The sequence below is a fragment of the Mesorhizobium sp. 01N446 genome (assembly GCF_056399285.1).
On sequence record NZ_JBFTRA010000009.1, the window covers coordinates 18,987 to 41,095 of the forward strand.

Annotated in this window: 30 protein-coding genes; 20 read left to right on the forward strand and 10 right to left on the reverse strand. The window is 63.6% G+C overall.

Annotated elements, in window-relative coordinates:
* Positions 1 to 18: 18 nt before the first annotated feature.
* On the reverse strand, positions 19 to 498 hold the full coding sequence (locus AC1DPX_RS27585; RefSeq protein ID WP_477240565.1) for an Lrp/AsnC family transcriptional regulator: 480 nt from the start codon (positions 496 to 498) through the stop codon (positions 19 to 21).
* Between the two features lie 104 nt (positions 499 to 602).
* Between AC1DPX_RS27585 and AC1DPX_RS27590 the strand changes: the two genes are divergently transcribed.
* The 4 genes from AC1DPX_RS27590 to AC1DPX_RS27605 all read left to right on the forward strand — a co-directional run bounded on the left by AC1DPX_RS27590 (position 603) and on the right by AC1DPX_RS27605 (position 4,698).
* On the forward strand, positions 603 to 1,811 hold the full coding sequence (locus tag AC1DPX_RS27590) for a diaminopropionate ammonia-lyase (RefSeq protein WP_477240567.1): 1,209 nt from the start codon (positions 603 to 605) through the stop codon (positions 1,809 to 1,811).
* Positions 1,808 to 3,040, forward strand: a complete 1,233-nt coding sequence (locus AC1DPX_RS27595) for an allantoate amidohydrolase (protein ID WP_477240569.1) — start codon at positions 1,808 to 1,810, stop codon at positions 3,038 to 3,040. The genes AC1DPX_RS27590 and AC1DPX_RS27595 overlap by 4 nt, the downstream gene beginning before the upstream one ends.
* Before the next feature lie 4 nt (positions 3,041 to 3,044).
* Positions 3,045 to 4,205: an amidohydrolase gene (locus AC1DPX_RS27600; protein WP_477240571.1), complete on the forward strand. Its 1,161-nt coding sequence runs from the start codon at positions 3,045 to 3,047 to the stop codon at positions 4,203 to 4,205.
* Between the two features lie 292 nt (positions 4,206 to 4,497).
* On the forward strand, positions 4,498 to 4,698 hold the full coding sequence (locus AC1DPX_RS27605; RefSeq protein ID WP_202354992.1) for a hypothetical protein: 201 nt from the start codon (positions 4,498 to 4,500) through the stop codon (positions 4,696 to 4,698).
* Positions 4,699 to 4,726: 28 nt separating this feature from the next.
* Here the strand turns inward: AC1DPX_RS27605 and AC1DPX_RS27610 are convergent, their stop codons facing one another.
* A complete protein-coding gene (locus tag AC1DPX_RS27610; RefSeq protein WP_477240573.1) occupies positions 4,727 to 4,876 on the reverse strand; it encodes a hypothetical protein in 150 nt (49 codons plus the stop codon).
* A gap of 131 nt (positions 4,877 to 5,007) precedes the next feature.
* Between AC1DPX_RS27610 and AC1DPX_RS27615 the strand changes: the two genes are divergently transcribed.
* From AC1DPX_RS27615 to dapB, 3 genes are read left to right on the forward strand one after another with little or no spacing between them, the layout of a single operon-like run.
* Positions 5,008 to 5,181: a hypothetical protein gene (locus tag AC1DPX_RS27615; RefSeq protein WP_477240575.1), complete on the forward strand. Its 174-nt coding sequence runs from the start codon at positions 5,008 to 5,010 to the stop codon at positions 5,179 to 5,181.
* A gap of 54 nt (positions 5,182 to 5,235) precedes the next feature.
* Positions 5,236 to 7,329, forward strand: a complete 2,094-nt coding sequence (locus AC1DPX_RS27620) for an ATP-dependent helicase (RefSeq protein ID WP_477240576.1) — start codon at positions 5,236 to 5,238, stop codon at positions 7,327 to 7,329.
* A gap of 8 nt (positions 7,330 to 7,337) precedes the next feature.
* Positions 7,338 to 8,114 carry a 4-hydroxy-tetrahydrodipicolinate reductase gene (dapB, locus tag AC1DPX_RS27625; RefSeq protein ID WP_477240578.1) on the forward strand — a complete coding sequence of 259 codons (777 nt, stop codon included), beginning with the start codon at positions 7,338 to 7,340 and terminating at the stop codon, positions 8,112 to 8,114.
* Positions 8,115 to 8,134: 20 nt separating this feature from the next.
* On the opposite strand, the gene AC1DPX_RS27630 is transcribed toward dapB, so the two are convergent.
* Complete coding sequence (locus tag AC1DPX_RS27630; protein WP_477240977.1) at positions 8,135 to 8,425, reverse strand: hypothetical protein; 291 nt, start codon at positions 8,423 to 8,425, stop codon at positions 8,135 to 8,137.
* On the opposite strand from AC1DPX_RS27630, the gene AC1DPX_RS27635 reads away from it, so the two are divergent.
* From AC1DPX_RS27635 to AC1DPX_RS27645, 3 genes are all read left to right on the forward strand, one after another.
* Positions 8,376 to 9,332: an ABC transporter substrate-binding protein gene (locus tag AC1DPX_RS27635; RefSeq protein ID WP_477240971.1), complete on the forward strand. Its 957-nt coding sequence runs from the start codon at positions 8,376 to 8,378 to the stop codon at positions 9,330 to 9,332. The two genes, AC1DPX_RS27630 and AC1DPX_RS27635, sit on opposite strands and share 50 nt — an antisense overlap.
* Before the next feature lie 105 nt (positions 9,333 to 9,437).
* Positions 9,438 to 10,247 carry an ABC transporter ATP-binding protein gene (locus AC1DPX_RS27640; protein WP_477240580.1) on the forward strand — a complete coding sequence of 270 codons (810 nt, stop codon included), beginning with the start codon at positions 9,438 to 9,440 and terminating at the stop codon, positions 10,245 to 10,247.
* A gap of 11 nt (positions 10,248 to 10,258) precedes the next feature.
* Complete coding sequence (locus tag AC1DPX_RS27645; RefSeq protein WP_202354985.1) at positions 10,259 to 11,137, forward strand: ABC transporter permease; 879 nt, start codon at positions 10,259 to 10,261, stop codon at positions 11,135 to 11,137.
* 13 nt (positions 11,138 to 11,150) lie between these two features.
* Here AC1DPX_RS27645 and AC1DPX_RS27650 read toward each other — a convergent pair whose 3' ends face one another.
* Entirely contained in the window at positions 11,151 to 12,509 is a 1,359-nt protein-coding gene (locus AC1DPX_RS27650) for a sensor histidine kinase (protein WP_477240582.1), read from the reverse strand.
* A complete protein-coding gene (locus tag AC1DPX_RS27655) occupies positions 12,506 to 13,183 on the reverse strand; it encodes a response regulator (protein WP_477240584.1) in 678 nt (225 codons plus the stop codon). The genes AC1DPX_RS27650 and AC1DPX_RS27655 overlap by 4 nt, the downstream gene beginning before the upstream one ends.
* A gap of 478 nt (positions 13,184 to 13,661) precedes the next feature.
* Here AC1DPX_RS27655 and AC1DPX_RS27660 point away from each other — a divergent pair, with 478 nt between their 5' ends.
* The 5 genes from AC1DPX_RS27660 to AC1DPX_RS27680 all read left to right on the forward strand — a co-directional run bounded on the left by AC1DPX_RS27660 (position 13,662) and on the right by AC1DPX_RS27680 (position 15,425).
* Entirely contained in the window at positions 13,662 to 13,865 is a 204-nt protein-coding gene (locus AC1DPX_RS27660; protein ID WP_202354982.1) for a DUF680 domain-containing protein, read from the forward strand.
* 48 nt (positions 13,866 to 13,913) lie between these two features.
* Positions 13,914 to 14,117 (forward strand): DUF680 domain-containing protein, encoded by a 204-nt coding sequence (locus AC1DPX_RS27665; RefSeq protein WP_202354981.1) that lies wholly within the window; start codon positions 13,914 to 13,916, stop codon positions 14,115 to 14,117.
* A gap of 48 nt (positions 14,118 to 14,165) precedes the next feature.
* A complete protein-coding gene (locus tag AC1DPX_RS27670) occupies positions 14,166 to 14,393 on the forward strand; it encodes a DUF680 domain-containing protein (RefSeq protein WP_477240586.1) in 228 nt (75 codons plus the stop codon).
* A gap of 387 nt (positions 14,394 to 14,780) precedes the next feature.
* Positions 14,781 to 15,014 carry a DUF680 domain-containing protein gene (locus tag AC1DPX_RS27675; protein WP_202354979.1) on the forward strand — a complete coding sequence of 78 codons (234 nt, stop codon included), beginning with the start codon at positions 14,781 to 14,783 and terminating at the stop codon, positions 15,012 to 15,014.
* 228 nt (positions 15,015 to 15,242) lie between these two features.
* Positions 15,243 to 15,425, forward strand: a complete 183-nt coding sequence (locus AC1DPX_RS27680; RefSeq protein ID WP_477240588.1) for a DUF680 domain-containing protein — start codon at positions 15,243 to 15,245, stop codon at positions 15,423 to 15,425.
* 96 nt (positions 15,426 to 15,521) lie between these two features.
* Here AC1DPX_RS27680 and AC1DPX_RS27685 read toward each other — a convergent pair whose 3' ends face one another.
* From AC1DPX_RS27685 to purM, 4 genes are read right to left on the reverse strand one after another with little or no spacing between them, the layout of a single operon-like run.
* A complete protein-coding gene (locus AC1DPX_RS27685; RefSeq protein WP_477240590.1) occupies positions 15,522 to 16,031 on the reverse strand; it encodes a SixA phosphatase family protein in 510 nt (169 codons plus the stop codon).
* Positions 16,028 to 16,372 (reverse strand): hypothetical protein, encoded by a 345-nt coding sequence (locus AC1DPX_RS27690; RefSeq protein ID WP_202354976.1) that lies wholly within the window; start codon positions 16,370 to 16,372, stop codon positions 16,028 to 16,030. The genes AC1DPX_RS27685 and AC1DPX_RS27690 overlap by 4 nt, the downstream gene beginning before the upstream one ends.
* Positions 16,373 to 16,384: 12 nt before the next feature.
* Complete coding sequence (gene purN, locus AC1DPX_RS27695) at positions 16,385 to 17,092, reverse strand: phosphoribosylglycinamide formyltransferase (protein WP_477240592.1); 708 nt, start codon at positions 17,090 to 17,092, stop codon at positions 16,385 to 16,387.
* Positions 17,089 to 18,213 carry a phosphoribosylformylglycinamidine cyclo-ligase gene (purM, locus tag AC1DPX_RS27700; RefSeq protein ID WP_477240594.1) on the reverse strand — a complete coding sequence of 375 codons (1,125 nt, stop codon included), beginning with the start codon at positions 18,211 to 18,213 and terminating at the stop codon, positions 17,089 to 17,091. Before purM ends, purN begins: the two co-directional genes overlap by 4 nt.
* A gap of 205 nt (positions 18,214 to 18,418) precedes the next feature.
* On the opposite strand from purM, the gene AC1DPX_RS27705 reads away from it, so the two are divergent.
* The 5 genes from AC1DPX_RS27705 (at position 18,419) to AC1DPX_RS27725 (ending at position 21,789) form a co-directional block, all read left to right on the forward strand.
* Positions 18,419 to 18,976, forward strand: coding sequence for a CDP-alcohol phosphatidyltransferase family protein (locus AC1DPX_RS27705; protein WP_477240596.1), 558 nt, complete (start codon positions 18,419 to 18,421; stop codon positions 18,974 to 18,976).
* On the forward strand, positions 18,948 to 20,156 hold the full coding sequence (locus AC1DPX_RS27710; protein WP_477240598.1) for an AI-2E family transporter: 1,209 nt from the start codon (positions 18,948 to 18,950) through the stop codon (positions 20,154 to 20,156). The genes AC1DPX_RS27705 and AC1DPX_RS27710 overlap by 29 nt, the downstream gene beginning before the upstream one ends.
* A complete protein-coding gene (gene hdaA, locus AC1DPX_RS27715; protein WP_477240600.1) occupies positions 20,153 to 20,857 on the forward strand; it encodes a DnaA regulatory inactivator HdaA in 705 nt (234 codons plus the stop codon). Before AC1DPX_RS27710 ends, hdaA begins: the two co-directional genes overlap by 4 nt.
* 294 nt (positions 20,858 to 21,151) lie before the next feature.
* Positions 21,152 to 21,409: a type II toxin-antitoxin system Phd/YefM family antitoxin gene (locus AC1DPX_RS27720; RefSeq protein WP_477240602.1), complete on the forward strand. Its 258-nt coding sequence runs from the start codon at positions 21,152 to 21,154 to the stop codon at positions 21,407 to 21,409.
* Positions 21,406 to 21,789 (forward strand): type II toxin-antitoxin system VapC family toxin, encoded by a 384-nt coding sequence (locus tag AC1DPX_RS27725; protein WP_477240604.1) that lies wholly within the window; start codon positions 21,406 to 21,408, stop codon positions 21,787 to 21,789. Before AC1DPX_RS27720 ends, AC1DPX_RS27725 begins: the two co-directional genes overlap by 4 nt.
* Positions 21,790 to 21,822: 33 nt before the next feature.
* Here AC1DPX_RS27725 and AC1DPX_RS27730 read toward each other — a convergent pair whose 3' ends face one another.
* A complete protein-coding gene (locus AC1DPX_RS27730; protein ID WP_477240606.1) occupies positions 21,823 to 22,104 on the reverse strand; it encodes a hypothetical protein in 282 nt (93 codons plus the stop codon).
* Between the last annotated feature and the right edge of the window lie 5 nt (positions 22,105 to 22,109).

The window sequence follows — 22,109 nt, forward strand, 5'->3', positions numbered from 1 at the left end:
CCTGCCTGCCGGCAAGCCTCAATCCGGCAACGGCACCGTCAGCCCGACCTTGACGCGGTCCATGGCTACGAAGGTGCGGAATTTCCTCACATTGTTGCTGCCGAAGAACAGTTTTCGCGTCAGCGCTTCATAGGCGCCCATGTCGGCCACGGTGATGACGAGGATGAAGTCGGCCTCGCCGGTAACGTAATAGCATTGCTGCACTTCCGGTGCTTCCGAGAATTGCCGCTTGGCCGCGTCGATCAGTTCGGTGCGTTCGCTCTCCAGCTCCACCTCGACGAAGATGGTGATGGGCTGGCCGACCGCCGCGGGTTCGATGATTGCGACATTGCTGGCAATGACGCCGGTCTGCTCCATGCGCTTGATGCGGCGCTGCACCGCCGGCGCCGACAGGTTCACCGCTTCGCCGATCAACCGCTGCGGCGTCGTGTTGTCGCGCTGCAGTATGGCAAGGATGGCGAGATCGAAACTGTCGAGCRGAGCCGATGATGGAGGCAATTGCGATATCCCGGTGAAACAAACTTGCATTTTGCAGGGCCAATTACAGCGCTCTTTGCGTCTGTCCTGCAATATGGTCTCGCTGACTGCCAAGGGGGCCACGAATGTTCCTGCCCAATCGCAATGCCTTGCACGGCAAGCCGCTTGATGCGGCCGATGCCGAAACCCTTGGGATTGCCGGCGCCGACACGGTCGAACGCTTCCTTGCCCATCGCGACAATCATGCGATGACGCCGCTGCACGCGCTGCCGGCGCTGGCGAGGGAATTCGGAGTTGGCGCCATCCACGTCAAGGATGAGGGCTTTCGTCTCGGCCTCGGCAGCTTCAAGGCGCTGGGCGGCGCCTATGCCGTCTTCCGCCTTGTCCTGGAAGAGGCAGGCAAGCGCCTTGGCCGCCCCGTCGATGTCGAGGATCTCGATCGGCCAGATGTCCGCTCGGTCGCCGCAAAGATGACCTTTGCCTGCGCCACCGACGGCAATCACGGCCGCTCCGTGGCGCAAGGCGCCGAGCTTGCCGGCGCCAAGGCCGTGATCTTCGTCCATGCCGGCGTCAGCGCCGAGCGCATCGCGGCAATCGCCCGCTACGGCCCCGAGATGGTTCGCGTCGACGGCAATTATGACGATTCGGTCAGGCAAGCTGCGCAGGTCGCGGCCGAGAAGGGTTGGACCGTGGTGTCGGATACGTCATGGCCGGGTTATGAGCGCATCCCGGGCCTGGTGATGCAAGGCTATACGGCGATCGTGCGCGAAGCGCTGCGTCAGCTCAGCGAACCGCCGACCCACGTCTTCGTCCAGGCCGGCGTCGGCGGCATTGCCGCCGCGGTGGCCGGCCATCTCGCCATCGTGCTTGGCGACGCCAGGCCAACCTTCATCGTCGTCGAGCCCGCGCGTGCCGCATGCATTGTCGCAGCCGCTGTGGAAGGGCGTGTGGTCAAGGTGGCGCACGACCAGCCGACGGTCATGGCCATGCTCGAATGCTACGAAGCCTCGCAGGTCGCCTGGCGCGTGCTGGCGCGCGTCGCCGATGCCTTCATGACCGTGGACGAGGAGGACGCCATCGCGGTGATGCGGCGGCTGGCCCAGCCATTCGGCGGCGATCCGGTGATCGTCGCCGGCGAGAGCGGCGGCGTCGGCCTTGCCGGCCTGATCCGGGCGATGGCCGAAAACAAAGCCGATCTTGCCGTCAACGGCAAATCCCGCGTGCTGGTGATCAACACCGAAGGCGCCACGGACCCGCATCGCTATGCCGAACTCGTCGGCATGAGCCCGGCCGATGTGCTGGCCGGCAAGCTCGCCGCCGAGGCGACACCATGATTGCGATCGATGCACGGCGCCTGCTTGGCCGCATCCGCGAACTCGGCGCCGTTGGCCGCGACGGCGAGGGCAGGCTGACCCGGCTGGCCGCCTCCGACACGGACAGGCAGGGCCGCGACCTCTTCGTCGGCTGGCTGCGGCAGGCCGGGCTCGATGTCGTCATCGACCGCATCGGCAACATTTTCGGTATCTGGCAAACCACGGACAATACAGGCGAGGCACCGCTGCTCATCGGTTCGCATATCGAGACGGTCATCGACGCCGGCATCTATGACGGCTGCTACGGCGTGCTTGCCGGGCTGGAAGTGATCGAGACGCTGAAGGCCTCGGGCGTCTCGCCGTCGCGCCCGCTCGCCGTCGCGGCCTTCACCAATGAAGAAGGCGTGCGCTTCTCTCCCGACATGATGGGGTCGCTGGTCCATGCCGGTGGCGTCGATGTCGAGGCGGCACTCGCCGCTGTCGGCACGGACGGCAGCACGCTCGGGCAGGAACTCGCCCGCATCGGCTATGCGGGCGAGCGCGAACCCGGCTCCCTCAAACCGCACATCTATGTCGAACTGCACATCGAGCAGGGGCCGGTTCTGGAGCGCGAAGGCATTCCGATCGGCGCGGTGGAAACCCTGCAAGGCATCTCCTGGCAGCGCATCACCCTCGACGGCGTCGCCAACCATGCCGGCACCACGCCGATGTCGAAGCGCTGCGACGCCGGATATGCCGCGGCACGTGTCGTCACCTTCCTGCATGACCGGGCGACGGCGGCCAATTCGCCAACGGTTGTCACCGTGGGCACGATGCGCCTTGAGCCGAACGCCATCAACGTCATCCCATCGCGCGCCGTCTTCACCGTCGACCTGCGCGATCCCGACGAGCAGCGCTTGCAGGAGCAAGAGGCGGCGCTGGCTGTATTTCTGGAACAGCTCGCCGGCGAAGGCATTACCGTGTCGGTCGAGCGGCTGGCGCGCTTCGAGCCCGTTATCTTCGACGGCCGAGTGGTTGAACTGATCGAGGCCGCCGCGAAGAAACGCGGGCTTGCCTCGCGGCGCATGACCTCGGGCGCCGGCCATGACGCGCAGATGATCGCGCGCATCGCGCCGGCGGCGATGATCTTCGTGCCGAGCGCCGGCGGCATCAGTCACAGCCCGCATGAGCACACCGGGGATGTCGAGCTTGTTGCCGGCGCCAACATCCTGCTTGATGTCGTCACCGAACTTGCCGAGCTCGAGGACTGAAGACATGGCTGAACTCGATTCCGAAACGCTGAAGCGGGAGATGACTGCTTGGCGGCGCGACTTGCACGCGCACCCCGAATTCGGCTTCGAGGAGAAACGCACCGCTGCCTTCGTTGCCGCCAAGCTGCGCGAATTCGGCCTGGACGATGTTGCCGAGGGTGTCGGTGGCACCGGCGTCGTCGGCACGCTGAAGCGCGGCACCGGCAATCGGGCGATCGCGCTTCGGGCGGACATGGACGCGCTGCGCATAGCGGAGCAATCGAGCGCGCCTTACCGCTCCGGCAATCCCGGAATCATGCACGCCTGCGGCCATGACGGCCACACCGCCATGCTGCTTGGCGCGGCAAAGCTGCTGGCCGCCGAGGGTGGTTTCGACGGCACCGTGCGCTTCATCTTCCAGCCGGCCGAGGAGTGGGGCAGGGGCGCGCTGGCCATGCTTGACGATGGCCTGATGCAGCGCTTCCCCTTCGACGAGATATTTGGCCTGCACAACATGCCCGGCCTTCCCATTGGCCACTTCGAGACCCGCGCCGGCCCCATAATGTCGGCCGAGGATAATTTCGAGATCGTCCTCAAGGGTCTCGGCGGTCACGCGGCGCGGCCGCATGCGGGCGACGAAACGCTGGTCGCCGCCTGCGCGCTGGTCACCAATCTGCAGACCATCGTCTCACGCCGCCTGAGCCCGGCCGACATAGCGGTGGTTTCGGTGACCGAACTGATCACCGACGGCACGCGCAATGCGCTGCCCGGTCTTGCCCGCATCCTTGGCGATGCGCGCAGCTTCCGCCCCGAGGTCAGTGCGGCGATCGAGCGGCAGATGTGCGTCATCGCCGACGGCACCGCTGCCGCCTACAACGTCGCCGCCGAGGTCACCTACACCAGAGAGTTCGTGCCTTTGCGCAACGATGCCGAACTGGTCGAAGCGGCCTTCGCGGCAGCCAGGAGCGTTTTCGAGCCCGGCAATATCGCGGTCGCCCGCGAGCCGATGACGGCGTCGGAGGATTTTGCCCGTTTCCTCGACCACGTGCCGGGCTGCTTCGTCTTCCTCGGCAATGGCGGGGCGTCCGCGCCGCTGCACAATTCCAGCTATGATTTCAATGATGACGGGCTGGTCTTCGGCGCCAGTTTCCATGCGGCCGTCGCCAGGCAGCGGCTCGGAATTTGACAGGCGACTGATCCCCTCCATGCGCTTTTGGCGGGAAAAACGCCCGGAAAAGGCCGAAATCCGCGATCCCGCATGACGTCGCGGCAAGACTCAGCTAACTTTCGTCCTGCGGCGGACCTGATTTATCCGCTTGGCCGGCGCCTTCTCCTCCCAAGCGGCGCCGGCCTTCTTCCCTTGGCACCTGCTTTTCTAAATTAGTATTCATTAAAGTTAGAATGTTCGCACTTGCCGGAAGTTAGGGTCTTTCTGGCATAGAAGCCGCCGGTCTTTTGGGGTGTTTGCGGGAAGACGGATGCGCGGGCGGGGCTGGATAAAGGCGTTGCGTCAGGATGAGGCGCGGCAGATGCGCGTGCGCATCGCCGAACTCGAAAGAAACCTCACGGCGGCGTCTCCGTCCCAGGGCCGGCAGCAGCGGCACGAGGCCGGGCACGAACTGCGCAACGCAAAGTTCCGCCTCGAGCGGCTTGAGGAGTGCATCGCGTCGATGTGCTGAGGTTCGAATTGCGCCATACGGACCATTCTCATTTGCCTGAAGTCCCTGCGGTCACCACAAGATTGCTGACGACATAGGCGCTTTGTTCGGCGCCGGGTGCCTTTGTCGGCGGCAGTTTGTTGTCGCAGGCCGAGACAGCCAAAGCCACCAGAACGAGGCCAAATCCTAGCTTTTTCATCGCTATCGTCTCCGACCTGACAACGCGCCGCCAATCTCAAAACGAGGCAATTTCGGTTTGGTTGCGAGCTTCGCGTGATGGAACAAACCGTCATGTTTCCGGTTGACCCTCATCCAAAGGAGGACCGCGGCATGATCCGTTTCTTTCTGACAGGCGCCTTTGCCTTCCTCGCCTACCGCCTCGCGCGCAAGATGATCGATGACGTGCCAGGCGACGTCGATCCGCTGTTGCTGCCCGCATCGAGAAGTGACCGCGACGCTCTGCGCCGCCAATCGGCGGCCATGGGTGTCGATCCCGGAAGATAATTCGTCGTGCCGCTTCCTTGTTGCGAACAAAGCAGAAACGATGCTTGATGGGCGATGAACCTCGCCGCCCATGATTCGACCTTTTTGGAATCGACTGTCGCGCCCGCCTATCTCGCGCGGTTGAACGACGCCCAGCGCCAGGCGGTCGAGCATGGTGACGGCAAGATCGCCGGGCCGTTGCTGGTCATTGCCGGCGCCGGCTCGGGCAAGACGAACACGCTGGCGCATCGCGTCGCCCATCTCATCGTCAGGGGCGCCGATCCGCGCCGCATCCTGCTGATGACCTTTTCGCGGCGCGCCGCCTCCGAAATGGCCAAGCGCGTCGAGCGCATTGCCGGCGAGGTGCTCGGCCGCGACGCCGCCGTCATCACCGATGCGCTGGCCTGGGCCGGCACCTTCCACGGCATCGGCGCACGGCTGTTGCGCGACTACGCGCTGGAAATAGGCCTCGATCCGGCCTTCACCATCCACGACCGTGAGGATTCCGCCGACCTGATGAACCTCGTGCGCCACGAGCTCGGCTTCTCCAAGACGGAGGCGCGCTTCCCGACCAAGGGCACTTGCCTTGCCATCTATTCGCGCGCCGTCAACGCGCAGGCGCCGCTTGGCGAGGTGCTCGGATCCGCCTTCCCTTGGTGCGCCGGCTGGGCCGAGCAATTGAAGCAGCTGTTCGCCGGTTACGTCGAGGCCAAGCAAGCGCAGAACGTGCTCGATTACGACGATCTGCTGCTCTACTGGGCGCAGATGACGGCCGAGCCGGAAATCGCGGCGCATCTGGGCGGTCGATTCGACCATGTGCTGGTTGACGAATACCAGGACACCAACCGGCTGCAAGCTTCGATCCTGATGGCGCTGAAGCCCGACGGCGCCGGGCTGACGGTGGTTGGCGACGATGCGCAGTCGATCTATTCGTTCCGCGCCGCCGAGGTGCGCAACATCCTCGATTTTCCAAAGCAATTCCCACAGGCCGCCGATGTGGTGATGCTGGAGCGCAACTACCGCTCGACAGAGACCATTCTGGCCGCCGCCAATGCGGTGATCGGCGAGGCCTCCGAACGCTTCACCAAGAACCTCTGGTCAGAGCGCAAATCCACCGACAAGCCAAGGCTGGTCACCGTGCGCGACGAGGTCGAGCAGGCGAACTTCGTCTGCGACACGATCTTGGCCGAGCGCGAGGCCGGCACGGCGCTCAAATCGCAGGCGGTGCTGTTTCGCGCTTCGCATCACAGCGGGCCGCTGGAAATCGAGCTGACGCGGCGCAACATTCCCTTCATCAAATTCGGCGGGCTGAAATTCCTCGATGCCGCCCATGTCAAGGATGTGCTGGCGGTGTTGCGCTTTGCCGAAAATCCGCGCGACCGCGTCGCCGGTTTCCGCGTGCTGCAGCTGATGCCGGGGATCGGCCCTTCGGCCGCCGCGCAGATTGTCGAGACGATGACCACGGCGCTGGACGAGGCGATGGGGCTGGCCGGCTGGCGCCCGCCGCAACGCGCGGCCGATGACTGGCCGGCCTTTGTCTCGCTTTATTCCGGCCTGCGGGCCGGCGCCAAATGGCCGGCCGATCTTGAACAGGTCAGGCTCTGGTACGAGCCGCATCTGGAACGTATCCATGAGGATGTCATTACGCGCCGCGCCGACCTCTTGCAGCTCGAGCAGATCGGCTCGGGCTATGCCTCGCGCGAGCGGTTCCTGACGGAATTGACGCTCGATCCGCCGGATGCGACCAGCGACCAGGCCGGACCGCCGCATCGCGACGAGGACTATCTGATCCTGTCGACCATCCATTCGGCCAAGGGCCAGGAGTGGAAGAACGTCTTCGTGCTCAACACCGTCGATGGCTGCATTCCAGCCGATCTCGGCGTCGGCACCAAGGAGGACATCGAGGAGGAACGCCGGCTGCTCTACGTGGCGATGACGCGGGCCAAGGACAGCCTCAATCTCGTCATGCCGCAGCGCTTCTTTCCGCACGGCCAGGCCGCGCGCGGCGACCGCCATCTCTATGCCTCGCGCACCCGTTTCATCCCGGCCTCGATCCTTGGCGCGTTCCAGCAGATGTCGTGGCCGGGCGCGCAAGCGGCTGTGGGCAGGGCGCCCCGGCCGGAGGTGCGCGTCGATATTGGCGCGCGCATGCGCGGCATGTGGAAATAGCCGACGCCATGGCGCAACCGCCGATCCGGATTGCCATCGCCGGTGCGCAGGGCCGCATGGGCCGCCACATGGCGGAGGCCGTGCAGGCGGATCCGCGGCTGGGGCTTGCCGCCCGCTTCCATCGACCGGGCAGTGTCGGCGACTGGCTGGTGAGCCGCGACGAGGCGCTTGCCATGGCCGATGTGGTGATCGACTTCACCACGCCGGCCGCTTCGGCCGATCTGGCGAACTTCTGCGCGAAGCGCGGTGGACCGGCCTTGGTGATCGGGTCCACCGGTTTCGATGCCGCCGAACTGGCTGCCATCGCCGGCGCCGCGAAAACGATTCCCATTGTCCGCTCCGGCAGCTATTCGCTCGGCCTCAACATGCTGGTCGGGTTGGTCGAGCAGGCGGCGAGGGCACTTGATCCCCAGGATTGGGATGCCGAGATTTTCGAGGCGCATCATCGCCACAAGATCGATGCGCCATCGGGCACCGCGCTGATGCTGGGACAGGCCGTCGCCGGCGGACGCGGGGTCGCACTGGAGCCGGTCGCCAGGCGCGTCCGCGACGGCGTCACCGGCGCGCGGCCGGCTGGCGAGATCGGTTTTGCCGTGGTTCGCGGTGGCAGCATCGTCGGCGAACACAGCGTCAGCTTCTGTGCCGAAGGCGAGCTCGTTACCTTGTCGCATACTGCCGGCGACCGCATCATGTTCGCCCGTGGCGCCATCGCCGCGGCACTTTGGGTGTCGGGACGCCCGCCCGGCGAATACAATATGCGCGACGTGCTTGGGTTTGACCGCTGAACTTGGCACGGCGTGCATTTTCACGGCGCCGCGACTGCCCGCTGGCCGCGGCTTACTGATCCGTAGGCTTTGCCGTCATTTTCGGCTTTACCCTGAAAGCTGGATGAAAGGTTGGTGCCATAACTCTTGTCCGGTGCCCCGATATTGTCGCGCAAAAGCGATGGGAAAGAGAGGGGCGCGGGAAACGAACAAAGGGAAGAGGCCATGTCGCTCGCGCGAATTCTGCTTGATTCTGCCGCCACAACCGCACTCGTCGCAATCATGGCCTTATCAGCGCCATCCGCACGCGCCGAAGAAAAGATCTCCATCATGGTTGGCGGCTACGAAAAACAGATCTATCTGCCCGCCAAACTGACCGAAGCGCTCGGTTACTTCAAGGACGAGGGCCTCGACGTCGAGTTGCTGAATGAACCGGCCGGTGTCGACGCCGAAAACGAGATGCTTGCCGGAGCCGTGCAAGGGGTTGTCGGCTTCTACGATCACTGCATCGATCTGCAAGCGAAGGGCAAGTTCGTCGAATCCATTGTCCAGTTCAGCCAGGCGCCGGGCGAGGTCGAGCTTGTTTCGACCAAACATCCGGAGATCAAGTCACCCGCCGATTTCAAGGGCAAGAGCCTTGGCGTGACCGGCCTGGGCTCATCGACGAATTTTCTTACGGAATATCTTGCCATCAAGAATGGCTTGAAGCTCGGGGATTTCACCTCGGTACCGGTTGGCGCCGGCACCACCTTCATCGCCGCCATGCAGCAGGACAAGATCCAGGCCGGCATGACGACCGAGCCGACGATCACCCGGCTGCTAAAAACCGGCGAAGCGACCGTTCTTATCGATATGCGCACAATGGAGGGTACCAAGGCCGCGCTCGGCGGCACTTACCCAGCCGCATCCCTCTATATGCAGACCGACTGGGTCGAAGCGCACAAGGACATCGTGCAGAAGCTGGCCAATGCCTTCGTAAAGACGCAGAAGTTCATCAACACGCATAGCGGCGCCGAGATCGCCGACAAAATGCCGAAGGACTACTATGTCGGCGACAAGGAGGGCTACGTGAAGGCCCTCGATGCCGGTAAGGCGATGTTCACCCCCGACGGGATCATGCCCGAAGGAGGCCCGGAGACGGTGCTGACGGTTCTTTCAGCCTTCAAGAAGGAACTGCAGGGCAAGCAGATCGACCTCTCAAAGACCTACACCTCGGAATTCGTCAAGAACGCCAAGTAGCGGTCCATGCCGGCGCGATGCGCGACATCGCGCCGGCAACCGTCATTTTTCACGTCCGACGGCCTTGGCCGACGGCGGGCTTTCGCTCGAACCCGGAGTTTCATCATGGCCCCTGAAAAGACCACACCAGCGATCGAACTGATCAATGTCAGCCGTCGCTTCCTCTCGCCCACCGGCAAATCGCTGACGGCGCTGCGCGATTTCACCATGACCGTCGAGCGCGGCGAATTCGTCGCAGTTGTCGGTCCAACCGGTTGCGGCAAATCCACCACGCTCAACCTCGTAACGGGACTGGCAAGCCCAAGTGCCGGCGAGGTCCGTGTCATGGGCGCCCCCGTCAAGGGGATAGACCCGCGCATCGGCTTTGTCTTCCAGAGCGATGCCTTGTTCCCCTGGCGAACCGTGATCGAGAATGTGATGGCCGGCCCGCTGTTTCGCGGCAGGGCGAAGTCGGATGCCACGGCCGCGGCACGCGACTGGCTGGCGCGCGTCGGCCTGTCGCGTTTCGAGCACCATTATCCGCACCAGCTTTCCGGCGGTATGCGCAAGCGCGTGGCGCTCGCCCAGACCTTCATAAACGGCCCGGAGATCCTCCTGATGGACGAACCGTTTTCGGCGCTTGACGTACAGACGCGCGTGCTGATGCACGAGGAACTGCTGCGCCTGTGGTCGCAGGCAAGGGCTTCCGTGGTCTTCGTCACGCATGATCTCGAAGAGGCGATTGCGCTCGCCGACAAGGTCTATGTCCTGACCGCCGGGCCGGCCACGGTAAAATCGGTCTATACGATTGATCTGCCGCGCCCGCGCGTCGTCGCCGAGATCCGCTACGAGCAGAGCTTCATCAACTATTCGCGCACGATCTGGGCCGACCTCAAGGAAGAGGTCGAGACCAGCTATGCGCGCGCCGCTGCCTGAGGAGGAAAGCCATGACCGATGCCGCCATCGACATCAGAGCAGGGGCCTTCAAGCCTGGCACGTCAGACGCCGAAATCGAAGCGGCCGCCGCGAAGGCGGCAACGCATCGCCGCCACACCGTGATGTTCTGGCGGGTCGCCATCCTCCTTGCATTTCTCGGCCTTTGGGAGGTCGCCGCGCGCAAGGCCTGGATCGATCCGTTCTTCTACGCAATGCCGAGCGCGATCGCGCAGCGGCTCTATGAATGGACGACCGAAGGAACGTCCGAGGGACCTCTCTGGTATCATCTCTATGTCACCATGGAGGAGTCGGTCATCGGCTTCGTGACGGGTTCGGTCGCTGGTATCATCATCGGCGTCGCGCTCGGTCGCAACCGGATGGCCGCCGACATTTTCTCGATCTACATCAAGGTCATCAATTCCATTCCGCGCGTGGTTCTGGCGCCGATCTTCATCATGATCCTCGGCCTCGGCCTCGCCTCGAAAGTGGCGCTTGCCTTCGTGATGGTTTTCTTCGTCGTCTTCCACAACGCCTTCCAGGGCGTGCGGGAAGCCGACAGGGCCATGATCGCCAACGCTCGCATCCTTGGCGCGTCCAACTGGCAATTGACCCGCTCGGTGATTGTCCCTTCGGCGATGAGCTGGATCTTCGCCAGCCTGCACGTCAGTTTCGGCTTTGCCATCATTGGCGCGATCGTCGGCGAGTTCGTTGGCGCGCGCTTCGGCATCGGCCTGCTGATCAACATCGCCAAGGGGTCCTTCGACGCCGCCGGCATGTACGCCGCGATCGTCATCGTCATGGTGGTGGCACTCGGTGCGGAATATCTGATGACCATGGTCGAGGACCGCCTGGCGAAGTGGCGTCCCCAGCCGCTGCACGAGACGCAGTGAGCGGTGACATAATTCAACTGCTTGCCAGCGGCAGCCTGACCTCAACCACCAGACCGCCGGCCGCGCCATCCCCTAGGGTGACGCGGCCGCCGGCGTTTTCGACGACCTCGCGCACGATGGCGAGCCCCAACCCGCTGCCTTCCTCGGTCGAACCGGCGATGCGGTAGAAACGTTCGAATACATGGTCCCGCTCGTCCACGGGAATGCCGGGTCCGTCGTCGGCGACCGTCAGCAGGGCTTCGCCGTCGACGGCCGCCAGCCTCACCGTGACGCTGCCGCCTGACGAGGAATAGCGCACCGCATTGTCGACGAGATTGACGATCATCTCGCGCAGCATGGTGCCGTCGCCGATGACCGGCACAGGGCCGGTCTCCTCGAGGCCGAGATCGATGTTGCGACTGATTGCCAGCGGCGCTTGCGTTTCCAGCACGTCTCGGGCGGCCACGGTCAGGTCGATGCGGTCGGCGCGCGGCCGTCGGCTGCCCGGTTCCGCCCGCGACAGGGTGAGCAACTGTTCGGCCAACCGCGCCAGCCTGCCTGAGCTTGCTTGCAGCGCCACCAGCGCCTCCTGGCGCGCATCGGGGACAGTTTCGCGAAGCGCATAGCTCGCTTGCGTCGACAGCAACGCCAGGGGCGTACGAAGTTGGTGCGCGGCATTGGCGATGAACCGTCGTTGCGCCGCCATCTGGGCCCGCACCCGCGCCATATAGGCGTTCAGGGCATCGATCAGCGGGCGGATCTCGTTTTGAGCACCCGGCACCTCGACCGGGTCGAGATCGCTGCGGCTGGGCGAACGCACCGCGTCGCGCAGCCGGATCAAAGGCGCAAGGCCACGATGCAGGCCCAACAGAACGAACAAGCCGGCAATCGCCACCAGCGCCAGCTGCTGGGCAAAGGCGCCCAACCAGAGACGCCGGACCATGGCATCGTGTCCGGCAAGCGTGACGCCAACGGTAACGGATATCGGCGAGTCATCTCCGGCGCCGACCACAGTATGGCTGTAAGTGAGCAATCTCAGCAGATGATCCCGATAGGTGGCCTCGGTGCCGGGATACTTTACCGCCTCCGGCAGGTCGGGATAGCCGGTCAGCAGCCGCCCTCCGGCAGCCTTGACATGGTAATAGACGCTGTCGCGGTCACCGGTGTCGAACATCTCGAGCGCCGCCGGCGGTATCGTGGCGTCGAGCACGCCTTCGCTCACGGCGACACGTTCGGCGATGGCCCGCGCCGAGCCCATGAGCATGCGATCGGTGACGAGATCCGCAGTCGCCAGCGCATTGCGATGGCTGGTCCACAGATTGATGGTGACGAGCCCAACGAGCGGCAATACAACCCAGGCCAACAGCTGCAAGCGGAGACTGTTAATCCTCATGGCGCCGTATCGTCGTGGCGCAAGAGATAGCCGAGGCCCCGCAAGGTGGCGATCTGGACCCGCGACCCTTCGAGCTTCTTGCGCACGCGATGCACATAGATCTCGATGGCGCTGGGGTCGGCATCGGTCTCGAAATCGTAGATCGCCGCCGAAAGCGCTGCCTTGCTCACCGTGCGCCCGGCCTTCACCATCAATTGCTCCAGCACCGCGTGTTCGCGGGGTGTGAGCGCCAGTGGCTCACCGGCGAGCGAAAACAGCCTTGTGTTGGTGTCGAAGATGAGATCGCCGCAGGCAACGACAGGCGCGGTCCGGTCATTGGCGCGTCGCAGCTGTGCCCGGATACGAGCCTCGAGTTCCTCGATCTGGAAAGGCTTGGCCAGATAGTCGTCGGCGCCTTCATTGAGGCCCTTGACCCGGCCGTCGAGGCTGGCATTGGCGGTCAGCACGATCACCGGCACCCGGTTGCCGCGCGCCCGCAGCAGGCGCAGCACCTCCAGGCCGCCCATGCGCGGCAGTGCCAGGTCGAGGATGACAAGCGCATGATCGCCCGCTGCCAGCGCATGCTCGACATCCTCGCCGTCATGGACGATGTCGACCACATAATTTGCCTGGCGCAGGGTCTTGCCCAGCCAGTCGGCCAGTTCGCGATTGTCTTCAACAAGCAGCAGTCGCATCTCTTTGGCGGTCCGGTCCCTATCTCCCAGCCGAACACCTGAAGCTTGATTGGCCACGGCATCCCTGATCGCTCCTGAATGAGCGACAGTATCGATCCCAACGCAAGACAAATGCGGTCTTGGCCGAGGACAACAGCGTACCGTTGCGTCTTCAAATCGATCTGTTTTCACGCATTAATCGAACCGAACGGTTCGGTTCTGATTGACAGATTGTATCGCAAACAGTGAACAATGCCTTCCAAAAGCCTTCCGTTTTTTTGGGGGCGTCGAACCTAATATGCTGAAATTATTGCACAAATCGCGTTGAAATTGCTGCAATGCAATATGCATTGTCTATAATATAAGGAAATTCTGCAAAGCCGCCGCGACTGGTAATCGCAAAAGGCATTCCCTACTTCGGGGTGGTCCGAGCGACGCGAAATTCCTCCCAAGGGCACGCCACTAGACGGACAGACAGACAAATACTGGAGTAAAGAAAATGACCAAGATCGCTCTTACCGCCGCCGCCATCCTCGTTGCCACGGGCACCGCTTTCGCCGGCAGCGACAATTATGGCTCGGCCAACGTCAACCAGCCCGCAGCCACTGTCGACCATTCGGTCACTGCTTCGACCTCGAAGTCAACCGCGACCGTCCAGGCCCAGGCTCCGCAGGGCGCTGACCGCAACCTCTTCGGCCGCTAATCGCGACTGCCGATACCCAATCCAAACTTCAATTCAGGAGTACTTAAAATGACCAAGATCGCTCTTACCGCCGCCGCTATCCTCGTTGCCACGGGCACCGCTTTCGCCGGCAGCGACAATTATGGCTCGGCCAACGTCAATCAGCCCGCTGCTGCGGTCGACCATTCGGTCACCGCTTCGACCTCGAAGTCGACCGTGACCGTCCCGGCCCAGGCTCCGCAGGGCGCTGACCGCAACCTCTTCGGCCGCTGATCGCGACTGCCGATACCCAACCCAAACTTGAATTCAGGAGTACTTAAAATGACCAAGATCGCTCTTGCCGCCGCCGCCATCCTCGTCGCCACGGGCACCGCTTTTGCTGGCAGCGACAATTATGGCTCCAACAATGTCAACCAGCCGGCTGTCAGCCAGTCGTACTCCGACATCGACACCACGCATACCGGTTCGATCGCGAAGTCCGTAAAGGTACAGGGCGACGCCAATGCCAACGTGCCGGCTCAGTCGGGCCAGGGCATCTGGGGCCGTTAATTCCTTCAATCCCCGGAAGACGACAAAGAGCGGTGGGCTTGGCCCGCCGCTCTTGTTTTTTATGCATGCGGGCGTACCGATCGCAAATCGAACCGATCGGTTCAAATAATGTTGACGACCCGTGAGCGGACGGTCGACGCGAGCTCCACAAATCGCCACAATGTGCAATGGTTGGTTTCAGATAACCATATGATATCTATAAATAAAGTCTCAAACACTTGATCCATTTGCCGAAATTCAAGGTCGTGATCCGGCGCGTGATGGAACATCTTCGTGATTGGAAGTCGGCGAACGAAAAACCCATTTCCAGCCTGTCCGAGCGACGCGAAATTCCTCCCAAGGGCACGCCACTTGACGGACAGAACTTAAGAATACTGGAGTAAGAAAATGACCAAGATCGCACTTACCGCTGCTGCCATCCTCGTTGCCACGGGCACCGCTTTCGCCGGCAGCGACAATTATGGCTCCAACAATGTCAACCAGCCGGCCGTCACAGCGCCCGCTGCCAACATTGACCACAGCCATACGGCTTCTATCCGCAAGCCGGTAGAGCATCACGGCTTCAAGCTGACGCCCGATTCAGTCCAGCCGGATTCCGGCCAGGGGATCTGGGGTAACTGAGCCAACGCTCAAGCAGGCCTCGATGACAAAGAGCGGTGGGTCTGACCCGCCGCTCTTGTTTTTTGCGTCGCAGGGCAGGCATGGGCCGGCATCGGTTTGAGCAGCCGGTCTTCGCAACCGGCGGGAGGGCGCTCCGCCTCCGGGAATAAAACAGGACGGCCTCGGGTCTTATCTCCAGCGGAACCGTCCTCCCAAGACGCCGCCCAACGGAAGAACCAGGAGATTGAAATGAACAAGATTGCTATCGCTGTCACCGCCATCCTGCTTGCAACCGGCGGCGCTTTTGCCGGCAGCGACCATTATGGCTCCGACAATGCCAATCAGCCGGTAGCCTCGGTCGCCGGCGTGGATCATGCCGTCACCGGCGCGGTCAAGAACACGGATGTGGCCGGGCAGCCGACACCAGGATGAAGACCAACACCGACTGGCCGGAATCCGGCCAGGGTATCTGGGGCAACTGAGGTCTCGGGCGCGGCGGGCTTGCCCGCCGCATGCCCGGCAGGACTGCTAGCTCAGATCCTTCGGGCGCAGGCAATGCGTCAGCCGGGCCACCGACAGGCCGGACCAGTCGCTGTCGAAAACAAAGCGCGCGAGGGCTGCCGTCGGGAATTTTTCCTCCAGCCTCCTGTGGGCTTTGGCCTCCGAGCCTGATCCGGCAAGCTGTTTCGCAAGACCCTCCAGGCCCGGATTGTGGCCAAGCACCACCAAGCAGCCGCTGGATGGGTCGACTTTACGAATCTGGATCAGAATATCCGCCGCCGAAGCCTCGTAGAGGGCCTCGGCAAACACGGGACGGGGGTGCGCCGGCAGTTCTTGGGCGACCAGCCGCCAGGTGTCGCGGGTGCGCAGCGCCGACGACACCAGCACCTGATCCGGCAGCCAGTCGCGCGCCGCAAGCTCGCGCCCCATCAATTTGGCCGCTTTCAATCCGCGCGGCGCGAGCGGCCGGTCGAAATCATCGAGAGCAAGGTCGTCCCAACTCGACTTGGCGTGGCGAAGAAGGAGTAGTTGTTTCATCGATTTGAGTCCGACCAGGGGATGTCGGCATGAAAGTCTTTGCCATATCCGCCGCCGTGCTTTGTGCCGGCTTCCGTATCGAAAGCTGCGGAAAGGGCACCGAAGATGAACAACCCGACACGCCGCTCATCCTTATCCCACCGGACAACGATATCCGATCCGCTGATGGCCCAGGCGCCCGATCGTATGTGAATTGTATCAACGACGGAGCCTGACTCGTCGCCTTGTGCTCGATAGAGGTAAAAATACGCAGTGGCGTTTCGCGGGTCTCCGGCCTCGTCATACTCAAAGACTCCGGCCAGGTCGCCTTTCGTCCGGATCGCACTGTCGAAAACGTCCATTGGCCTCGGCCCTCAGGGCGTAATCCGCGCCAGATGCTCGAGGTCGGCTTCCTCGCGCAGCGGATCGGGCGCCATCACCACCGAGGTGCCGTTGTCGGCGTCGTCGGCGAAGTGGGCAAGCACCGTACGTCCGGCCTCCATGCGCGCCTTGCCTTCGGCAACCAGCCCGAGCGCCAGCGGATAGAGCCGGTGCTCGGCCTTCAGCACCCGGGCAGCCAGCGTATCGGCATTGTCGCCGACCATCACCGGCACGGCCGCTTGCGCGATGATCGGTCCGTCATCCATTTCGGACGTGACGAAATGCACGGTGCAGCCATGGATGCGCAGACCGGCGGCCAGCGCGCGCACATGGGTGTCGAGACCCTTGAATGCCGGCAGCAGGGCGGGGTGGATGTTGATCATGCGGCCCTGCCATTTCTGGACGAAGCCAGGGGAGAGGATGCGCATGTAGCCTGCCAGCGCCACGATCTCGGCATTGAAGGCGGTGAGCGCGGCGTCGATCGCCTCGTCATGCGCCTGCTTGCTGCCATGGTCGGCGCGGGCAATAACCTGGGTGGCGATGCCGCGCGCCTTGGCGATGCCGAGGCCGGCGGCGTCGGCCTTGTCGGAAATCACGCCGACGATCTCGGCCGGGAAGGCCGGGTCGCTGGCCGCGGCGATCAGTGCGGTCATGTTGGAACCGCGCCCCGAGATCAGGACGACTGTGCGTTTCCTGCTCATAGGCTGATCGAGCCCCGATAGATGACGCCGGCGTCGCGGCGCGGCACGATGCGGCCGATCGGCGTCACCGTCTCGCCGGCTTCCTGAAGCACGGCGGCGACCTGCGCCGCCTGGCCGGAAGCGACCGCCAGGATCATGCCGACGCCGCAATTGAACGTGCGCATCATCTCTTCCGGCGCCACGCCGCCGGTCTTGGCCAGCCACGAGAACACCGCCGGCACGTCGATGGCTTCCAGATCGAGTTCGGCCGAAAAATCCTTGGGCAGCACGCGCGGAATGTTTTCCGGGAAACCGCCGCCGGTGATGTGCGCCAGCGCCTTGATGCCATGCGTGTTGCGGATGGCCTTGAGGATCGACTTGACGTAGATGCGGGTCGGTTCGAGCAGCGCCTCGGCCAGCGTCGCCTCGTCGTTGAACGGCGCCGGATCGCTCCACGAAAGGCCGCTGGCGGCGACGATGCGGCGCACCAGCGAAAAACCGTTCGAATGCAGGCCCGAGGAAGCGAGGCCCAAAAGCACGTCGCCCTCGACGATATCGTCGGTGGGCAGAAGCTGGCCGCGTTCGGCCGCGCCCACGGCAAAGCCGGCGAGGTCATAGTCCTTGCCGTGATACATGCCGGGCATTTCCGCCGTCTCGCCGCCGATCAGCGCGCAGCCGGCCTGCCGGCAGCCTTCCGCGATGCCGCCGACAATTGCCGCGCCCTGGTCGGGGTCGAGCTTGCCGGTGGCGAAATAGTCGAGGAAAAACAGCGGTTCCGCCCCTTGCACGACGATGTCGTTGACGCACATGGCGACGAGGTCGATGCCGATCGTGTCATGCTTGCCGGCATCGATGGCGATCTTGAGCTTGGTGCCGACGCCGTCATTGGCGGCAACCAGCACCGGATCGGTGAAGCCGGCCGCCTTGAGGTCGAACAGGCCGCCGAAACCGCCGATCTCGCCATCGGCACCTGGCCGCCGCGTGGCACGCACCAGCGGCTTGATCTTTTCGACCATGAGATTGCCAGCATCGATATCGACGCCGGCCTCGGCATAAGTGAGCCCATTCCTGCGCTTGGCCGTTTTGTCCTGGCCCGTTTTGGGCTGGCCCGTTTTGCGCTGGCTGGTGTCGCGCTTGCTCATCGCAATTTTCCTGCTCGTTTGCGGGCTCTTCGCATGAACGGTTTCGGTCCGCAAGGATAACGGCGGAGCCGAGTGTCTTTTGGCCTGACAAAAGCGTGGATAGAATCGCACCGCGTTTGGCGCTCGCGTCCAGATCAGGCTGTCCCTTGTCTCGGCTTGCCGTCTCCCTCATCTATTTCGCAACAGCACGCGACGGGACAATGCATTGACCATCCCCAACCTGATCACCATCCTGCGCCTTCTCCTGGTGCCTGCCGTGGTGCTGGCCATGCTGCAGGCCCGCTGGGACTGGGCCTTCGCCGGCTTCGTCATTGCCGGCGTCTCGGACGGCGTCGACGGTTTCATCGCCCGCCGTTTCCACCAGCAGTCCGAACTCGGTGCCTATCTCGATCCGATGGCCGATAAGCTGCTTCTGGTTTCGGTGTTCGTCGTCATGGGCTTCATCGGGCAGTTGCCGCTGTGGCTGGTGGTCACCATGGTGTCACGCGATGCGCTGATCGTCTGCGCCGTCCTGTTGTCCACGGTGATGGCGCATCCGGTCGAGATAAAACCGTTCCTGGTGTCGAAGGCCAATACCGCCATCCAGATCGTGCTGGCGGCGGTCGTGCTAGGCGAACTTGCCTTTGCCGTTCATCTCGACCCTCTGCGGCCAGCCCTCATATTGCTGTCCGGGGTCTTGACCGTGGCTTCGGCCGCAGCCTATCTCGTGGCTTGGCTGAGGCATATGAGCGGCTATGGCGAAGGCTCCAATCCGGACATCTGAGAAGGAAGCGGCGGTGATCGAGGCTGCGGCAGCCGATCTTGCCGCGGCCTCCGCGTTCCGCCGGCAGATCTCTTTCTGGGTGGCTGGCGTCGCCGGACTTGCATTGTTCCTCTATATATTCAGCGCGATCCTGCTGCCCTTCGTCGCCGGCATGGTGCTTGCCTATTTCCTCGATCCGGTCGCCGACCGGCTGCAGCGGCTCGGCCTGTCGCGCTTCATGGCGACCGTGGTCATCCTCATCACCTTCCTCATCGTGCTGGTGCTGGCCTTCGTCGTCCTTGTTCCGGTGCTGGCAACGCAAATGTCGGAATTCGCGGGCAAGCTGCCGGAGTACCTGACCCGGTTGCAGAGCTTGCTCACCTCCTTTGATCCGAAATGGCTGGAACAGAAATTCGGCGTCAACGCCAATGGCTTGCGCGACGGGCTGAATTCGCTGCTTACCTCCGGCTTCGGCCTGATCACAACGGTGTTCACCTCTCTGTGGAGTTCCGGCATGGCGCTGGTCTCGGTGATCAGCCTGTTCGTGGTGACGCCGGTCGTCGCCTTCTACATGCTGCTCGACTGGGACCGCATGGTGGCGGTCATCGACAGCTGGGTGCCGCGCGACAATGTCGCGACGGTTCGCGCCATTGCGCGTGACATCAACACCGCGACCGCCGGCTTCGTGCGCGGACAGGGCACGCTCTGCCTGGTGCTGGGCGCCATGTATGCCACCGGCTTGACACTGACCGGGCTGAACTTCGCCATCCTCATCGGCCTGTTCGCCGGTCTGATCTCCTTCATCCCCTATGTCGGCTCGCTGACCGGCCTGGTGCTGGCGGTCGGCGTCGCTTTCGTCCAGTTCTGGCCGGACTGGACGATGATCGTCGCCGTCGCCGTGGTCTTCTTCATCGGCCAGTTCATCGAAGGCAACATCCTGCAGCCCAGGCTGGTCGGCAAAAGCGTCGGCCTGCATCCGGTATGGCTGATGTTCGCGCTGTTTGCTTTCGGCGCGCTGTTCGGCTTCGTCGGCTTGCTGATTGCTGTTCCGGCTTCCGCCGCCGTTGCCGTTCTGGTGCGCTTTGCCATCGCCCGCTATCTCGAATCGCCGCTCTACAAGGGCCACGCGAGCGAGCCCGCGCCGCCGCTGCCGGCCGATCGTGGCGGCGGCCACCGCACGCAACCGCGTCGCTCGAAGTGACCGCCCAGCGAACCGATCCGCCGCGCCAGCTGCCGCTCGATCTCGGCCACGGCAACGGCCATTCGCGCGACGAACTCGTCGTCTCCGGCACCAACAACCAGGCGGCGGCACTGGTCGACCGCTGGCCGGACTGGCCTTCGCCGGTGGTGGTGCTGGCAGGTCCCGCCGGCTCTGGCAAGACGCATCTGGCCGCCATCTGGCGTGCGCGCGCCAACGCGGTTGCCGTCGACGCCCGGCGTATCGGCGACAGCATCGCCGGTCTCGGCGCCCGGCCGGCGCTGATCGACGATGTCGATGCCGGGGCGGTCGACGAACAGGGCCTGTTCCATCTGATCAACGCGGTGCGCGGCGCCGGCTCGACGCTGCTGCTGACCGCACGGCGTTTTCCTTCGGCCTGGGGCGTTTCGTTGCCCGATCTGGCCTCGCGGCTGAAGGCTGCGGCGACAGTCGAGATCCACGAGCCCGACGACCTGCTGCTGGCCGGCGTCATCACCAAGCTGTTCGCCGACCGCCAAGTCGAGGTCGAACCGCATGTCGTGCAGTATCTGGTGCGGCGCATCGAACGCTCGCTGGCGACAGCCATGCGCGTGGTGGAGCGGCTGGACCGCACCGCGCTCGAGCGCAAGATGCCGATAACCCGCGCGCTTGCCGCCGAAACCGTCAACGCCATGGATGAGGGGCAGCGCGAGTTCGAGATTTAGGGAATCTCAAACGCCGGGTGAACGCAGGGCGTGTCCCATTTCGGGAAACAAAAGCTGGCATCCATCTTGCTGCACCAGCTTGCCGGCTGACCCCGGTCCTGATTGCGTTCCAAATCAGGTTGTAGGCTCGCCGGGAATGAGTTTGGGGTTCTCGCCCGGCGAGCTTACCTTCAGTGCATCGAGTGACCGCCCGTGCCGCGGACATTCTGCCTCTGCTCGGACTCTTGAAATGGACCATCTACTGGTCTATTTTATAGAAACCTGGACCGGTAAACGGTCCATGCGGAGTGCCCAATGCAGGTATCCGTCACCGACGCCAAGGGACAATTGACCGAACTGGTGCGCCGCGCGGAAGCAGGCGACGAGGTTATTCTGACCCGTCACGGCCATGCCGCGGTGCGGCTGGTTCCCATCAAGGCAATGCCCGACAGGAAAGGCCGTCGGGCGCTCATGGAAGCGGCGCGTGCGGTAGGAGCGGCTAAGGCGAAGGCCGGGCCATCCGCCGCCCGCAGCCAGGATTTCCTCTATGGCGATGACGGCATGCCCGAATGATTGCGGTCGACACCTCGGCGCTGATGGCGATCGTGCTCGATGAACCGCTGGCTGACGCCTGCATGGCCGCGATCGAAGCCGAGAACGACCTGCTGATTTCTGCCGGTACTGTGGCCGAGGCACTGATCGTTGCTGCCCATCGTGGCATCGCCGCCGAGCTGGCCAGCCTGATTGACGGGCTTGGTTTCGAGGTGGTGGCAGTGACGCCGGCCTCAGCCCGGCGCATCGCCGACGCCTATGCGCAATGGGGCAAGGGCATCCATCCGGCCACACTCAATTTCGGCGACTGCTTTTCCTATGAAGTGGCGAAGGAGCATGCTTGCCGTCTGCTCTATGTCGGAGGCGATTTTTCCCAGACTGACATCGAAGCCGTGTTTTGAACGTCGCGCGTCCGGAGATGTCTTTGGCCAAGCTCAAAGCCACAGCCTGACGAAATGTCGGACCAGCAGGTAGGCGGCCGAATGAGCGGCGACATAGCAGGCTGCGATCAGCACAAAAATCCCGATGCTGACGGGCCAGGATCGAGCGGCGACGGTATCCGGGGCCAGCCTGGCCTGTCTGCGGCTCTCGCGATTGTTCCATGCCGCCAGCGCCGCACACGCGATCGCCCACGCCACCATGAAGGGAACCGTCACGCCTGCATAGGCGAAGTAAGCTGGCCCGAACAGCGACACCCACGCATCGATCCCAAGCATCGCCC